The sequence below is a fragment of the Moorena producens PAL-8-15-08-1 genome (assembly GCF_001767235.1).
In the GTDB taxonomy this organism is placed as follows: Bacteria; Cyanobacteriota; Cyanobacteriia; order Cyanobacteriales; family Coleofasciculaceae; genus Moorena; species Moorena producens_A.
Map to the genome: position 1 here is coordinate 1,571,366 of NZ_CP017599.1, position 15,882 is coordinate 1,587,247.

Consider the following 15,882-nt stretch of genomic DNA (forward strand, 5'->3'; position numbering starts at 1 on the left):
AATCAATGGATTTCATCCCGAAAGTCTATGATAATGATAATCTGATAGTAGAGGCAGTAGCATCGCTATTACCTCGGTGGTGAGTTGATGTTTTATGTTAACAAACCAGGTTCTTCACAATGGCGGAGGATTAATGGTAAACAAATCTCGGTCTGTATAATCAGTAATGACCGATAAAATGTTAAATCAATTACTATATTATCAACAACATTTCGCGCTTTACTTACATCACAAACAAATCCTAACTTTAGAGATACTAGTTTCGTTACTGCAAGCTCACAAACAAGTATCTCTAAAGTTAGCGGCTTATTTACCTTTACCTATTCTTTATGAAAGTCGTCGGCGACATTTACAAAGATTCTTGAGTCTTCAAAATCTTAGTATACCATTACTCTGGTTTCCACTTATTAAATATTTCGTCAACAATCATTTCCAAAAAGGAAGTCGTATTCTGGTTATCATTGATGGGACTAAGTGGCAAGATAACAATCTCTTAATGGTGAGTGTCCGCTATCAGAAAAGAGCCATACCAGTGTACTGGAAATTCTTAAAGAAAGGGAGTAGTAATTTAGTTGAGCAAATTGCTGTACTACATCCAGTTATTAAGCTCTTCCAAGATTATCAAATAGTAGTCATAGGAGACAGAGAGTTTCGAGGTGTAGAATTAGCCGATTGGCTTAAGAGTCAACAGGTCAAGTTTGCTTTAAGGGTACAAGATAACACCTATGTCAAGTTAAAGGGTCATGGGGAGCAAACTATCTCTAGTTTAGGCTTACAGCCAGGTATAAAGAGATTTTATAGTGAAGTATATACCAAAAGAAAAGGTTTTGGTCAGTTTAATCTAGCAGCATACTGGAAGCGATGCAGCGCGGTCTTGGGAAGGCAGCGCGGTCTTGGGGGTCCCTCACAGGGGTAGGTTTTTTACATTTGGGTAAAACATGGGACGACCGAGAGGGAGAGGAAAAGGAAAACAACGAACAAGCGTGATTTGCGCCGACCTGCGGGGGTTTCCCCCGGAGACAAAACCTTAGACAGTGGAGCCTTTATGGTTGGTAGGCTATGCAGAAAAGGGGGAAAACTTATTGATTAGCGATGCAGCAAGGGAACAGGGGGTTTCCCCCATGAGCGACTGCATCAAGACAAGGCTCCACTGTCTTACGGTAAATTCAAACCACTCGCGCTTTGCATGGCTGACAATGATGATTTTTAGCGATGCAGCAAGGGAACAGGGGGTTTCCCCCATGAGCGACTGCATCAAGACAACGACAAATTAAGTATATTTTCTTATCCCCCACACCCCACACCCCACACCCCACACCCCACACCTGAGGTCAAAGTAAAAAACATACCCTTGAAAGCTTGGGGGTCCCCCCCATGAGCAACTGCCGTGGTTTCCCCCATGAGCGACTGCATCAAGACAGCGAAAATATCGAGGCAAACAGGAAAAACAGGGCTGGTATATCCTAACTAATTTAGAGACTATTGATGAAGTTATTAAAGTTTATAAAGCTCGTAGTGCGATTGAAGCTATGTTCCGTGATTGCAAGAGTTTAGGTGCGCTTTCCGTAGGCGAATTAAATTCGCCACGGGTCGCACCTGTGGTTACAATCTCGAAGGCAGTAAAGCAACACCTGTAAGGTATCCCTTGCTTGTGTTATTAATTGCTCTGGCTTATACTCGTTCCATTTTGATAGGTAATCGACTTAAACATCAAGGTCTACAAAAATATATTAATCGACTAACTGAACCTCGTAGGTTTATTAAACGTCACAGTAACTTCTGGGTTGGTTTATATGGCCAAAATTGGATAATATCTTTGGATTACTGTTGGCAATTAGTGGAAAAATTAGTTGATATACCCACAAGCTTCCCCATTATCAAAGGGGGTTAAGAGCTATGTCTTTAATACAATTAAGCCTGAATCAATCAGAATTTAATTAACCGGATCGGTTGTTTCTCTAATTATAACTCAATTAAACTCTGGTATGACCCTTGGGTCAAGGGATTTTTGATGTCTGTTTTTGATGCAGTCGCAAATGGGAGTTTCCACGCCGGTTGCTCATGGCGGGCACTCCTTTGACTGCAGTTACTCTCTTTCACTGTGCTGCATTGCTTTCTTTGATTTATAGGGAATATTGTACAGGAGTTAATGGGGGTGTTACTCTACCTATCCCACAATAATAATGATTATATATAATCGTCATTTTTTCCTTTGGTACATGTGATAAAAACGTCGCTATATCAGGGCTTCAGCCTGCTTGTCACCCCCTGAGGATTTGGTTACCAATTATTAAATTCATTATTACGAATAACGTTCATCAAAAATATAGATTATATAAGCCTGTTAGATAGAACTCAATGGCAATATAAAAACTTGTTTATGGTGGGGGTAATAATTTGGAAACGAGCACTTCCAATTTTCGGGGACTTCCTGAACAAAAGAGGAGCCAGTAATTGTGATGAGCAAAAAGCAATACTAAGACCAGTATTAAAGTTATTGAAAGATTACGAACTTGTGATATTAGGAGACAGAGAATTTCACAGCGTCATCCTAGCTAAATGGCTGAGGCAAAAGAAAGTCTACTTTGTACTTAGACAAAAAAAGGACACAAATATCAAAATTAAGGGGCAAGATTATCAATCTTTAAGTGCTTTAAAAGAATCTCCAGGACAAAGAGGATTTTGGACGAGGATAAAAGTGCTCAAGGGGTGACAACAAAGCTCAAACCTAGGCAGGTGGCACGGTTAATGGTTTTAGGTTTTGGGTTTAATGAGCGCGACTCGTGTTGTTGTATTTCCCAGCAGTTGAAGCAATTTTCACCATACAACGTCAATGATAGTTTTAATCAACTACTACGCCATGACGATGTTCGCGCTTCACCTAACCCCATTAACAAACACCCCTGTAAGATTTTCAATTAGCTTGTCACCCCGTGAGCTAATGACCCTTCAGTTTACTTTGCATATATGAGCGCTAACAGTGATCAAGTAAACCACATTCGCTTATTGGGGGATAATACCTGGGGCTTTGAGGATTTAAGCAATGGTGGGGATAATGATTACAATGATGTTGTGATCAAGATGGATTTGACTTTGATTTAAGCAATATAGAGCAAAGGGAATAGGGAACAGCGGATCTGGAAACAGGTACAATGTCTTGATGCAATAGCGAGTGGGCTAGCCTCCGTTGACCGCGCTGCATCGCTGCAATAGTTTGCACCACCCTCTGCTCCGAGAAAACCAACACCTCCCACCCTCTCCCGAAAACCTCTAATTGCTCAAATAAGCCTCTTGTTCCAAATTATCCAGTAAATCCTCAGCAATTTGATACCAAGCTTGCCGGAATTGAACATCCTCTTGTTTATCGGAAAGAGTCTTTCCTTTTAATTGGGGATATGTACTATAAAAAAATTGATCAACTTTCTGATAAAAAGTCCCTGGATCAATCTTCAAATCTCGGCAACGCTGATAGATTTGCTTTTGCCGTTGCTGCTCGGTGTTACTCACAGATGGTGTAGAAGGCAATGATGGTATAGTGGGCAATTGCCAGGATATCTTCGGGAATTTTGGTGTAGGAAACCCTCCTCTGGCTACTGCTACCGTTCCAAACACTACTAATAAAGCAATGGACATAGAAAGACCAAAAAACTTTAGTTCACGGTTAGTGGATTGCTGTTTGCGATTGAGCACAGCAGTGAAGGTTGTTTTAATAGTTTGACCAGGAGCAGCAACTAAGGTAGCGATCTGGGTAAATAGTGTATTTGGTTGTTTATTTGGTAGCTTAGTTGGTAGCTTATTTGGTTGTTTATTTGGTAGATTATTTGGTAGCTTAGTTGGCTGCTGGCTACTTACCGGCTGGGGAATTACGGTTAAGAGCGCTTCACTGACCTCTTGGGCTGACTGATACCGTTGTTTAGGAAGATTATCCAGCATTTTAGTCAACACCGATTTGAAGCTGGGGCTAATAGTTATCTCTTGCCAAAGCCAGGTAGCGTGATAACTATCATAAAGGTCTAGAGGCTGTTTACCGGTTAGCAATACTAAAGCAGTTACCGCTAAAGCGTAAAGGTCGCTAGTGGCATCAGCTTTACCATATCGTAACTGTTCATCTGGGGAGTAACCCCGTTTGCCGACTTGAGTACCAATCACGTGTCCGGTTGATTGGACAATGGCAGTGGTTACCATTTCTTTGACACAACCAAAGTCAATTAATACTGGCTTGCCGTCAGAATTCCGTTTAATCAGATTATCGGGAGAAATATCCCGATGAATGATCTGCTTAGAATGAATATAATCTAAAACTGGCAAGATGTCTTGGAGCAGTTTAATCACATCTGCTTCCCTAAACTTTTGACCTTGGACTAAAAGCTGGTGATAGGTTAACCCTTCGACATAGTCTTGTACTAAAAATAGATAATTTTTACGACCGATACTGGTTCTAAGTAACTCTCGAAAACAAGGAATTTGGTTATGTCTGAGCTGGTATAACATGCCAGCTTCTCGCTCAAATAATTCTTGAGCTTTTTGTAATTCATGTTTGTTTTGAAGTTGGGGAGCAAATTCTTTAAGTACACAACGCTCTTGATAGCGATTAGCATCTTCAGCGAGATAGGTCCGTCCAAAAGTTCCTTGACCTAAATCGCCTAAGATTGTATAGCGGTCTTTGATAATTGCTCCAGGTTTTAAGGTATTAGACATAATAGCCGCCAATAATTGATGATTTATAGTTTAGGGAATCGGGAATCGGGAATCGGGAGGAGTAGGAAAGAAATAGGAGGATTTTTTGCAGAAGTGTTTAATCTAGTAATAACAATTTACCTTGTCAACCTATCATTGTTGTCAACAGAGCAGAAAGTAATATAAAAATGATAAACAATATATTTAAATAAAGTGTATTTAAAGATTTAAAATTAATCGAAAACTACTTATTATATGTTCCCTATTCCCTGTTCCCTATACTAATTAATACCATGGGATGGAATTGAATAGACCTGTTGCAAAAGTATGTTGATGATGCTGTTTGTGTCTATTCTTATCCCCTGTTCCCTGTGTAAGCATATGCGCTACGCGCAGGCTACGCCAACAGCTATCAGCGTGTCGCGTATCAGCGATTTTGGGTTACTTCACAGCGTTTGTGGCCTGTGCCACTCTACTTGAGGTGCTTTTGAATACAAGAGGTAAGCATTCGTTTCATCTGAGTTATGGAAAGCACCTCAAGCAGCGTGAGCCATTCGCGTAGCATGGCCTTTGGCCAAGGCTCACGGCTGACAGCTGACAGCTGAATGCTTACTTCCCTGTTCCGGTGATCCGCTGTTTCCTGTTCCCTCTTCCTAATGACCCAGCATCTCTTGTGCCTTCTTAATATTGTCACGAACTGATTCAGCGGATATCTTGAGGGAGGACAGTTCATAATCTGTCAACTTTAATTCCAAAATTTTTTCAATGCCTCGACACCCCAATCGGGTGGGTACCCCTATAAAAATATCTTCCAAATCATATTCACCCTGAAGGTAGGCAGCTGCGGTGATTTGGCGGGATTGGTTGTGTAAAATTGCTTGTACCATCAAACAGGCGGAGGATGCTGGGGCAAAATAAGCACTGCCTGTGCGCATCAGTTCTACAATTTCTGCTCCGCCTCGACGAGTCCGTTCAATCAGGGCTTCTATCCGGTCTGGTGTCATCAGTTCGGTGATGGGAACACCACTAACGGTAGAGTAGCGTGGTAGTGGCACCATTAAGTCCCCATGGCCTCCGAGCACTACGGCATTCACATCCGCAACGGATACACCATTTTCCATGGCAATGAATGTCCGGAATCGGGTAGAATCCAACACCCCTGCCATGCCCATTACCCGATGGGGTGGTAAGTCAGTAGCTTGCCAGGCTAGATAGGTCATCACATCGAGGGGATTGGTGACCACGATTAACATGGCATCTGGGGATTTTGCGATCGCATTTTTAGCCGCTTCCACCACAATTTTGGAATTGATCTGTAGGAGGTCATCCCTACTCATTCCTGGTTTCCGGGGACTTCCTGCCGTAATCACCACCACATCGGAACCAGCAGTATCAGCATAGTCATTAGTTCCGATAATCTGACAATCGTGACCTTCTATCCCCCTGGCCTCCATTAAATCGAGAGCAATGCCTTGGGGCATACCTGGTTTAATATCCAGGAGTACGACATCGGCCAGATTTTTCTCAGCAATCCGTTGGACAAGGGTGCTCCCTACTCTACCACCACCGATTACGGATACACGGTTGTCGTGGCAAGCAATTGGGGAGTTGGGATAGGGTACCATGATCGGAAGGGGTGAGTGGAAATGCGTTTGCTTAGCGTGGCCTACGGCCAATCGCTTTTGCTGGAACTCCCCCAAAATTGGAGTATTTAGGGGGCTATGGGTGCCAAAGCTCACAAGGGTAGGTTTGTGAACATTGGGGCGAGTATGTACTTTCGTTACTTAGGAAGTATAAATATGTATCTTAAATATGTATCTATATATACATTATATACAATAATTTTCGGGATAATTCTCTCCATCTCGCCATTTCCCAGGGCTTGCGCGTTCACGGTTAGCTTTGAAAAAGCGCGGGGTCGCACCGCTCCCTACTCCCTACTCCCTACCCCCTACTCCCTACTCTTCAAGACGAGATTTCCAACTGGTCAATACGTAACCAAATGTTCGGGGTGGGTACCCGACCAAATTTGACCAGGGCATAATCCCCCTTGATATCAAGAATTTCCCCATCGGTTTCAAACAGATAAGAGGAAAAGCGGGGGTCACTTGCTTTGGCTTCCAGGCTACCCTCTAACTGAGCTTGGATAGCCCGAACCAATACTCCCTTTTTAATTTTCCCAGCCATAAAATCTCTTTTGTCTTTCCTCTTCTATTCTATCGGGGGAACGGGGAATCCGGAACAGGGAATTGGGAATCGGGTCGGGAATCGGGAATCGGAACCCACCCCTAATCCCTCCCAGGAGGGGAGTCGGGAATCGGGAGTCGGGAGTCGGGAACTTCGGATAAAATCTTGTTTACCTTATTACTATGAGAACCCTTAATAAAAATCTCCCCATCTCCCCATCTCCCCATCTCCCCATCTCCCCATCTCCCCACACTTCCGACACTTCCGACACTTCCGACACTTCCCAGCCTGATCAACGCTGACAGTTCGGACAAAAGTGAGCGGAGCGACCGACTAATTTGGTTCGCTCGATGGGGGTGCTACAGATACGACAGGGTTCTCCGGTGCGACCATAAACCCAGGCAATCCCCTTATAGTTGCCATTGACTCCCTGGACGTTAATAAAATCACTAAACGTGGTACCACCAGACTCAATCGCTTTTTCCAATACTTGGATAATCGCGATGCTCAGCTTTTCGATCTGCTCTAAGCCCAAATCCTTACAAAGGGTTTCTGGTCGAATACCACTCAAGAATAATGCTTCATCGGCATAGATATTACCTATTCCTGCTACCAGGGATTGATCGAGCAAGGCGGTTTTAATCGCGCGTTGGCGGTGATGTAGCTTACTAACTAGGTAATCTGTAGAAAATTCCTGGGAAAACGGTTCTGGTCCGAGTTGCTTTAAACCAGTGATAATGGTTTCTGGTAATTGGGATGGCGGAATCCACCACATTCGACCAAAAGTGCGTTGGTCGATAAACCTTAACTCCTGGTTGTTTGGGAAAAACAATCGCACTCGCGTGTGTTTTGGCTGAGGCTGGTCTTGACTTAACCATAGCAGTTGACCAGTCATTCGGAGGTGAACACCTAACCAACCGGCCTGATCATTATCTGACTTGGTTAGTTTAGCGAGTAGGTATTTGCCCCGTCGATGCCAATCACTAATGGTGACAGTTTTGAGTTGGGCTAAAAAATCTTTCGGAGAAATAGGGTGGGCGATGGTGCGCGATAGTAACACCTCTCCACCCTGGATTTCCTGGCCTGTAGTCACTTGATTTAGACCCAGGCGAATTGTTTCAACTTCTGGTAGTTCCGGCACGGTTGAGTGCTTTAGTTGATCAATGGTGAGTGCAAGCGTGTTAACTTAGCACTCTACAGACAGCAGGAACTCAAATTCCCGAGTCTGGTTAGGTTAACCAACTACTTCCACTTCACTCTCTGCATAGTTATTGGTATTCACCCCAGAGGGGCTACCGCTGTAGCCAGTATAGTTTACCCTATCAAAGCGGACAATCACTGGGTATTTGATACCACTTTTGTCTACACTAGCCACAGTTCCCACATCGCCATACCAGTAGGATTCTTTTCTTTTAATCCGAACTTTTGCACCACGTTTTAGTTCTGCCATAAAAAAATTTACCTTACGCTCTAGTTCTACAGCCTACTACTCAATTAGGCTTCTCCGTTGACTTGATTGTGTGAAGTACCCCAACCTGCTTTGCTGAGGTTCGGGCTTCCAATTCTCAGGTCAATTCAGGGACGGTCTTATTCGTCTTTCGGGCTTCCCGCTTCATCCGCCGACGCCTCAACCAGAGGCGCGACCCAAGGCCGCGAGGGATTGCTCGCGGCCTTGGAGGCGCGCGCCTGCTGGAATTGGTCTTACTCAGCGTCCACAGGCAGACCTCCGCCTTCCGCAGAGGTATATTTTGGCGACAGACTTACCTTGGAATTACAGCTATAGCTAACCAGCCGGGGCTTGTCTCTTCCCTGATCTCTGCTAGTACTTTATATACCTTTTATCAATAGGTAGCCTTTTAGTCAGTCAGGCGGGTCATCGACCATTTCCATTTTAGCCCAAGTTGAGGCGCGACCCCGTAATTTAATTCTTCAAACGGAAAGCGCACCTCCATCGTTTCGCTATCCATCCCCACCGTCTTTAACGGTGGGGAATTCTGTGAGTTTTGTTAAGTTTTATTAATTTCCCTCTAGGGAGTCGGGAGTAGAGAATCGGGAGTAGGGAATCGGGAATCGGGAATCGGGAATCGGGAGTCGGGAGTTGGAAGAGTGAGACTACAAACGTTGCCAACTCAGCTTTGATGTCTCCTCATCCAGATGCCAGCGTAATAACTGAGCTGGTTGACCGATGCTGAGGTTTGGTAAACCGATGGCTTGGCGAGGGGAAACCGTTGCGAGGGCAATGCCATTCTCAACGCTACAAATCCCCCACTGGACTAAATTCTCTACCCCTACCAATAAGGGCAAGGTTGTCCCAGATAATGTCCCATCTGCTAGCCGTGCTGTCCCGTCTTTGACCTCTATCTGGCGGGTGTCCCAGGGATAGACGCCATCGGGTAATCCCATTGGGGCTAGGGCATCGCTAACTAGAAAAATCCCTTGTTGATAACCCCCAGCACGGAGCAGCAGTTGGATCATGGTGGAACAGACGTGCTGACCATCCGCAATTAGTCCACACTGGACACCGGGAGTAACTAGGGCAGCTCCCAGTAATCCTGGTTTGCGGTGATGGAGTCCTGGCATAGCATTAAAGGCATGGGTTACCATGGATGCCCCACGTTCAAAGGCGCTTTGGGCTTGCTCTGCTGTGGCTTGGGAGTGACCGAGACTAACGATTATGTTGCGCGATCGCAAATACGGAATCACCTCACCAATGCTGTCTAACTCTGGCGCTATAGTAATTAGCTTAACCAGCTCACCATAGTCTCCCAAAACTTCCTTGACATTTTTAAGAGTAAGTGGTAAGAGATACTCAACAGGATGAGCTCCTCGTTTTTGGGGATTGAGAAAAGGCCCTTCTAGATGGACACCCAAGATGCGAGCGCTTGGGGTCTGGTAAGGTTGGGAAGGGATAAATTCAGCAAAAACAGAAAGCGTACGCTGAATCTTCTCGACCGAGGTAGTGACCAGAGTGGGTAGAAACTGATCCACACCCTGATGCCAAAGGAATTGACAAATGTCCTGGAGTAAAGGGATGTGGTGAAAATCGACATCGGTGAAGGCTAAGCCTAGCCCCCCATTAATCTGTAAATCCACACCCCCTAGGGAGACCCAATCCCCACCAACGTCAAGGATAGCCGGGTTAGGAAGAGTTTCTAGCTTCGGTGCGATCGCGTCAATAATTCCATGAGCATTAATGTGAATATTCTGTAAACCGTGGTAACTAGGGACACGAGCATTGATAATATCTAGAGTCATTAGGGAATGTGGCGAAGTCTAATTCATCTACCATCAAACATGATCCATGACCAATAACCAACCGTTAATTGGGATTATTATGGGCAGCGATTCCGATTTGCCCACCATGAAAAATGCGATCGCAGTATGTGAAGACTTTGGTGTTCCTTCGGAAGTAGCGATTGTGTCCGCCCATCGCACCCCTGAACGGATGGTAAATTATGCTCAAGACGCTCACAAGCGTGGACTCAAAGTTATTATCGCTGGTGCTGGGGGGGCGGCTCATCTGCCTGGGATGGTGGCGGCCCTAACACCCTTGCCTGTGATTGGGGTTCCAGTGTCTAGTCGTCAGTTAAAGGGTATCGATTCCCTATACTCGATTGTTCAAATGCCTGGAGGAATTCCCGTCGCTACTGTAGCAATTGGTAATGCCAAGAATGCAGGGTTGTTAGCAGTGCAGATTTTGGGCACTCATCAGCCAGAATTACAAGAGAGAGTGCAGCAGTATCGCCAGAATTTAGCGGAATCAGTGATGGAAAAGCAAGCATTACTCGATGAGTTAGGTTATCAGCAATACTTAGGGCAGATGGGTTAATCTGGTTGCTGAGACTTTCAGAAGGTTAACCTTGAAAAAGGCCAAAAACCCCCATTAACTTGGCATCAGGGCAAGCAATTATAGGGGGGATGTGACCGAAAATAATTAGAGCGTAATCCGACTCGTTCTACTACGTTAAGCTGGGGGATCTCAAAAGCATCCCACCGAAGGGCGGCATCTGTTATAAATGAGCCGAGACTAAAGGCAATAGGACTTACGAATAGGAAGTTGAGTTTGGTGTTCAGCTGAAATACCAATAGCCTGTCCACACCAAATCCAAGTCATGTCAACAAAAAATCTAGGAGGTAAATAGAGTTCATGGAACATCGTGGTGTTACAGTATGGTTAACTGGTCTTAGTGGTGCTGGAAAGACCACTATTACTAAGGCATTAGAAGAAAAACTAAACGCCCAAGGATGCAAGCTGGAAGTCTTGGATGGGGATATCGTCCGTCAGAACTTAACCAAAGGACTCGGATTTAGTAAAGAAGACCGAGATACAAACATTCGCCGCATTGGCTTTGTTGCCCATCTTTTAACCCGCAATGGAGTTATTGTCCTGGTATCTGCGATCTCCCCTTACCGTGAAATTCGAGAGGAGGTCAAGCAAAGGATTGGTGACTTTGTAGAAGTTTATGTGAATGCTCCCCTAAACGTTTGCGAAGACCGAGATGTCAAAGGACTTTACAAACGAGCTCGTGATGGAGAAATTAAGAATTTTACTGGTATTGATGACCCCTATGAGCCACCATTAAATCCGGAGGTAGAATGTCGCACTGACAAAGAAGAATTATCAGAAAGTGTGGACAAAGTTCTGAAAAAGCTGGAAGAGTTAAATTATATTTCTAGTACTTGAAGCAGAATCTTTATAGAAAGCTTAACTCAAGAACCCCACCTACACCCTTTGGAGTGGGAGTCGTATCTTGAGACAATTCTTGAGACAATTGTAGAATCTAATTATTATTGCTAGAGTATGCAAAGCCCGGTGTTAAGCCATCCTTCACAAACTATCCCAGCTCACGGTGGTCAACTGGTCAACCGTATCGCTACACCCGAACAAAGACAGGAATTTTTGGAGAAAGCTGAATTTCTGCCCAGAGTCACACTAGATAAACGGGCTGTCAGCGACCTGGAAATGATTGCTATCGGTGGCTTTAGTCCCCTGACTGGCTTCATGGCCAAAGAAGACTACGAATCAGTGGTAGACCGGATGCGTCTAGCCAATAACCTACCGTGGTCAGTTCCAATCACCCTCTCGGTTACCTCTGAAGTAGCTGCTCCTCTGCAAGAGGGGGGGTTAGTCCGTTTGGATGATACCAGTGGTCAGTTTATTGGTGTATTAGAACTGACAGAAAAATATTCTTACGACAAAACCCATGAAGCAGTGCAAGTTTACCGCACTGATGAAGACAAGCATCCTGGTGTGAAAGTCGTGTATGACCAGGGAGAGATTAATTTAGCTGGTTCAGTATGGTTACTGGAACGGTTACCCCATCCCCAGTTTCCCTCCTACCAAATCGATCCAGAAAAATCGAGAGCCATGTTCTCAGAACGGGGTTGGAAAACAGTGGTAGGTTTCCAAACCCGTAATCCCATTCATCGGGCTCATGAATATATCATCAAGTGTGCTCTAGAAACCGTAGACGGTTTGTTTCTTCATCCCTTAGTAGGTGCTACTAAAAGCGACGACATCCCAGCAGATGTACGGATGCGTTGCTATGAAATCATGTTGGAGAATTATTTTCCCAATGACCGCGTGATTCTGGCAATTAACCCTGCTGCCATGCGTTATGCAGGCCCAAGAGAAGCCATTTTCCATGCTTTGGTACGGAAGAATTACGGCTGTACCCATTTTATTGTGGGACGGGATCACGCTGGTGTGGGAGACTATTATGGCACCTATGATGCCCAACACATTTTTGGTGAGTTTGAGCCAGGTGAGTTGGGGATCATGCCGATGAAGTTTGAGCACGCTTTCTACTGCACTCGCACCCAGGGTATGGCTACCGCCAAGACCAGTCCAAGTACACCGGAGCAGAGGATTCATTTATCCGGTACTAAGGTACGGAAAATGCTGCGTGAGGGAGAGTTACCACCACCGGAATTTTCCCGACCTGAAGTGGCAGCAGAACTGGCTAAGGCAATGCATGAGAGCACTTAAAGGTTAGAGGGTTGAAGGTTATTTGGTTGAAGGTTGGAGGTTGAAGGTTGAAGGTTGAAGGTTGAAGGTTGGAGGTTGAAGGTTGGAGGTTATTTGGTTGAACGCGATCGCAGCAAAGCGGGACGAAGTCCATCGCGTTCAACCTTGGCCTTTGGCCACGCTACGGGAACAACCCTCTAACCTTGGCCTTTGGCCACGCTACGGGAACAACCCTCTAACCTTCAACCTGTAACCTTGGCCAATAGGCCACGCGATCGCAGCAAAGCGGGACGAAGTCCATCGCGTTCAACCTTGGCCTTTGGCCACGCTACGGGAACAACCCTCTAACCTGTAACCTGTAACCTTAAACCTGTAACCTTGGCCAATAGGCCACGCGTTCGCAGCAAAGCGGGACGAAGTCCATCGCGTTCAACCTTTAACTAGTGAACTAGTGAACTAGCTGAACTGGGAATCCCACGGCTTGTGGTCGTAGGAGCGCCAATCCTGGTAGGCTGATAGCTGAAATCTGAAAGCTGAAGCGCGGATATGGGACTTAATCGCCGGACTTTTCTGCAAAAAGCTAGTTTGGGATTGGCAACATTAGGAGTCAGTGAAACAATACTATCCCTCCTAGGGAATAGTGGTTTAGCTGTTCCTGGAATAGACCGTTACTTCCAAGTATTAGCACAACCCCTTGGGCGAAAGTTAGCCCTACTAGTGGGTATCAACAAGTATCCTCGTAGCACACTCTTGGATGGCTGTGTTACTGATGTAGAACTACAACAAGAACTATTGATTCATCGGTTTGGCTTCAACCCGAAGGATATACTTATACTTAACGATGACCAAGCGACCCGAGAAAATATTGAAACCGCTTTTATTGAACATCTGACGGAGCAAGCGAAACCAGGTGACGTGGTAGTCTTCCACTTCAGTGGCTTCGGTAGCCAGGTCAAGCTATCTCAAGAGTATCAAACCGATAAGTCTGTTGCACTTCAAAATAGCTTGGTTCCAGTAGATGGGAGCCTGACCAAAAAAAAACCCAAGGTAGCCAACGATTTACTGGAAGAAACGTTAGTTTTGCTATTGCGTACCCTAGCAACTGACCAAGTAACTACAGTACTTGATACTAGCCACACGGTAGCTGATAGCCTCCTCCAAGGAAATATTAAGGTACGCTCTAGTACTAACCCACCAGCCAAAGAGGCTAGTCGGGAGGAACTGGCTTTTCAAGAGCAACTGCGGCGGCGGATACAGGATTCTGGGCAAGGGATGGTAAACCCGCAATCGGTTTCGGTTGTGCCTGGAGCTATGAATCCTATGGCCGGTCTGGTGCTCACGGCGGCTGAACCAAATCAAATGGCGATTGAGGCGAAATGGAATGGTTTCAGTGCTGGCTTATTTACCTATGCTCTTACTCAGTATCTGTGGCAGGCAATACCAACAACCACAATTCAGGTGAGCCTGACTCACGCTGGTCTGATGGTTAATCAACTGACAGGTACACAACAACAGCCAAGGCTAGGGGGTCAGAGTAGTCTTGAGCCAATACCTACCTATTATCTGCCCCTTGACCCTAGCATGGGAGCGGATGGTGTGGTCACTGCCCTGGAAGATAATGGTCAAACTGCACAGTTGTGGTTAGCAGGATTACCAGCAACAGTTGTGGATAACTATAGCAACAATTCTGTATTGTCTGTATTGGAAGCCGGTGCTAACTCGGGAGTCTCTCAACTACAAATAACCTCTAAAGATGGTCTGACGGCTAAGGCAAAATTTATTGGTGCTAGTACTGATAATAACAATCAGCTACAAGTTGGGCAGCTGGTGCAAGAAGCGGTCCGGGTGTTACCCCGTAATATTGGTCTAACGGTAGCTCTGGATGGCAACCTACAACGAATTGAGCGAGTAGATGCTACCAGCGCCTTTTCTAGTATCTCTGCTGCATCGGTAGTGCAAGCAGGGGAACAACCTGCTGATTACTTGTTTGGCAAAGCACTCTCTTCCACAAATGCTGGGGGAGGGGGTTATGGAATCTTCTATCTCGACGGTGAACCCATACCCAATGGAGTTGGGGAAGCTGGGGTAGCCGTGAAGTCAGCAGCTATGGCAATGACTGGTAAACTGAAAACCTTGCTGGCCGCAAAATTGCTCCGTCTAACTGCTAATGAGGGGTCTTCCGGTCTAGGTATTCGGGTATCCCTGGAGATGGTTGCACCAGAGCAAAAGCTAGTGATGGAACTGGAAACATTACGGACGGCTTCCTCCTCACGGGTAGGTTGGGTAGGTCAGGAGCAAGCTAAATCTCAGGGTGAGTTGACGAAAACTGTCCCAGAAACAGGTGTTCCTATTTTGCCGATTGGGAGTCGTCTCAATTATCAGATCGAAAACTACGGTGACCAACCGGTCTATTTCTTGCTATTAGGCTTTAATACCAATGGCAATGGGATCGCACTATATAAACTGCCATTTTTGGAAACATCACAGACTTCAGAAAACTCTTCATCTATCAAAAATGCGGTAATTGCTCCTGGGGAAACTCTAACCCTGCCATCAGCCGTAGCTTCTGTTGGTGGGATTGTCTCAGGTCCTAGTGGACTGGTGGAAATGCAACTGATTTGCAGTCGCTCCCCCTTCACTCAGGCCGGTACAGCTCTTGATGCTGTGCCATCTCGTCGCGGAATCGGAGCACCAATTGATGATTTGTTTAACCCCTTGGACGTAGCCCAGGCGGTGCTGCAAGACATACACGATGCTAGTGCAAATTCCCTAGATTCTTCCCTCAGTATAGGTGCTGATTCCTACGCCTTGGATGTGAATTCTTGGGCAACGCTAAGTTTTCTCTATCGGGTGGTTTAATTTCAGGTTGTTAATTGTCAATTGCTAATTGGCAATTAACAATTGCTCCATAATTGTTTAATAGGAAATAGGGAACAGCGGATCTGGGAACAGGGGGAAGACTGTGGGGAAAGGGGATAGTTTGGTAAAATAACTAAGGATTTCTAGTTATTTTTTTGGTTAAACTATACTGATAACTTTCTTTATTTCAA

At 45.4% G+C, this 15,882-nt stretch carries 17 protein-coding genes and 1 pseudogene; 8 read left to right on the top strand and 10 right to left on the bottom strand.

Annotated elements, in window-relative coordinates:
* Positions 1–166 precede the first annotated feature (166 nt).
* A complete protein-coding gene (locus BJP34_RS05990; protein WP_070391552.1) occupies positions 167–916 on the top strand; it encodes a transposase in 750 nt (249 codons plus the stop codon).
* Between the two features lie 141 nt (positions 917–1,057).
* Here BJP34_RS05990 and BJP34_RS38850 read toward each other — a convergent pair whose 3' ends face one another.
* Together BJP34_RS38850 and BJP34_RS48475 are read right to left on the bottom strand one after the other, a co-directional pair.
* Positions 1,058–1,255, bottom strand: coding sequence for a hypothetical protein (locus tag BJP34_RS38850; protein ID WP_149030825.1), 198 nt, complete (start codon positions 1,253–1,255; stop codon positions 1,058–1,060).
* Between the two features lie 29 nt (positions 1,256–1,284).
* Positions 1,285–1,413, bottom strand: coding sequence for a hypothetical protein (locus BJP34_RS48475; protein WP_267876498.1), 129 nt, complete (start codon positions 1,411–1,413; stop codon positions 1,285–1,287).
* Positions 1,414–2,380: 967 nt separating this feature from the next.
* Between BJP34_RS48475 and BJP34_RS06000 the strand changes: the two genes are divergently transcribed.
* Both BJP34_RS06000 and BJP34_RS36170 read left to right on the top strand, forming a co-directional pair.
* Positions 2,381–2,713 (top strand): transposase, encoded by a 333-nt coding sequence (locus BJP34_RS06000; RefSeq protein ID WP_070391554.1) that lies wholly within the window; start codon positions 2,381–2,383, stop codon positions 2,711–2,713.
* Positions 2,714–2,955: 242 nt separating this feature from the next.
* A pseudogene (locus BJP34_RS36170) lies at positions 2,956–3,102 on the top strand (DUF4114 domain-containing protein); the annotation flags it as partial.
* Between the two features lie 168 nt (positions 3,103–3,270).
* On the opposite strand, the gene BJP34_RS06005 reads toward BJP34_RS36170, so the two are convergent.
* From BJP34_RS06005 to nagA, 8 genes are all read right to left on the bottom strand, one after another.
* Positions 3,271–4,698 carry a serine/threonine-protein kinase gene (locus tag BJP34_RS06005; RefSeq protein WP_070391555.1) on the bottom strand — a complete coding sequence of 476 codons (1,428 nt, stop codon included), beginning with the start codon at positions 4,696–4,698 and terminating at the stop codon, positions 3,271–3,273.
* 632 nt (positions 4,699–5,330) lie between these two features.
* Positions 5,331–6,302: a malate dehydrogenase gene (gene mdh / locus BJP34_RS06010; RefSeq protein ID WP_070391556.1), complete on the bottom strand. Its 972-nt coding sequence runs from the start codon at positions 6,300–6,302 to the stop codon at positions 5,331–5,333.
* A 340-nt stretch (positions 6,303–6,642) separates the two neighbouring features.
* Positions 6,643–6,864 (bottom strand): NAD(P)H-quinone oxidoreductase subunit O, encoded by a 222-nt coding sequence (locus BJP34_RS06015; protein ID WP_009149183.1) that lies wholly within the window; start codon positions 6,862–6,864, stop codon positions 6,643–6,645.
* Between the two features lie 101 nt (positions 6,865–6,965).
* On the bottom strand, positions 6,966–7,115 hold the full coding sequence (locus BJP34_RS45950; RefSeq protein WP_193431366.1) for a hypothetical protein: 150 nt from the start codon (positions 7,113–7,115) through the stop codon (positions 6,966–6,968).
* A gap of 41 nt (positions 7,116–7,156) precedes the next feature.
* Positions 7,157–8,005, bottom strand: coding sequence for a DNA-formamidopyrimidine glycosylase (locus BJP34_RS06020; RefSeq protein ID WP_070391557.1), 849 nt, complete (start codon positions 8,003–8,005; stop codon positions 7,157–7,159).
* A 93-nt stretch (positions 8,006–8,098) separates the two neighbouring features.
* Positions 8,099–8,314, bottom strand: coding sequence for a photosystem I reaction center subunit IV (locus BJP34_RS06025; RefSeq protein ID WP_070391558.1), 216 nt, complete (start codon positions 8,312–8,314; stop codon positions 8,099–8,101).
* A 528-nt stretch (positions 8,315–8,842) separates the two neighbouring features.
* Positions 8,843–8,992, bottom strand: coding sequence for a hypothetical protein (locus tag BJP34_RS42540; protein ID WP_158517038.1), 150 nt, complete (start codon positions 8,990–8,992; stop codon positions 8,843–8,845).
* On the bottom strand, positions 8,977–10,119 hold the full coding sequence (nagA, locus tag BJP34_RS06030; protein WP_070391559.1) for an N-acetylglucosamine-6-phosphate deacetylase: 1,143 nt from the start codon (positions 10,117–10,119) through the stop codon (positions 8,977–8,979). Before nagA ends, BJP34_RS42540 begins: the two co-directional genes overlap by 16 nt.
* Before the next feature lie 46 nt (positions 10,120–10,165).
* Here nagA and purE point away from each other — a divergent pair, with 46 nt between their 5' ends.
* The 5 genes from purE (at position 10,166) to BJP34_RS06050 (ending at position 15,691) form a co-directional block, all read left to right on the top strand.
* On the top strand, positions 10,166–10,693 hold the full coding sequence (gene purE, locus BJP34_RS06035; RefSeq protein WP_070391560.1) for a 5-(carboxyamino)imidazole ribonucleotide mutase: 528 nt from the start codon (positions 10,166–10,168) through the stop codon (positions 10,691–10,693).
* Between the two features lie 318 nt (positions 10,694–11,011).
* The gene (gene cysC / locus BJP34_RS06040; protein ID WP_070391561.1) at positions 11,012–11,548 is read left to right on the top strand and encodes an adenylyl-sulfate kinase; all 537 of its coding nucleotides are present in this window, start codon (positions 11,012–11,014) and stop codon (positions 11,546–11,548) included.
* Between the two features lie 117 nt (positions 11,549–11,665).
* Positions 11,666–12,853 (top strand): sulfate adenylyltransferase, encoded by a 1,188-nt coding sequence (gene sat, locus BJP34_RS06045; RefSeq protein WP_070391562.1) that lies wholly within the window; start codon positions 11,666–11,668, stop codon positions 12,851–12,853.
* An 82-nt stretch (positions 12,854–12,935) separates the two neighbouring features.
* Positions 12,936–13,085, top strand: coding sequence for a hypothetical protein (locus tag BJP34_RS42545; protein ID WP_158517039.1), 150 nt, complete (start codon positions 12,936–12,938; stop codon positions 13,083–13,085).
* Positions 13,086–13,378: 293 nt separating this feature from the next.
* Complete coding sequence (locus BJP34_RS06050) at positions 13,379–15,691, top strand: caspase family protein (protein WP_070391563.1); 2,313 nt, start codon at positions 13,379–13,381, stop codon at positions 15,689–15,691.
* Positions 15,692–15,882 lie beyond the last annotated feature (191 nt).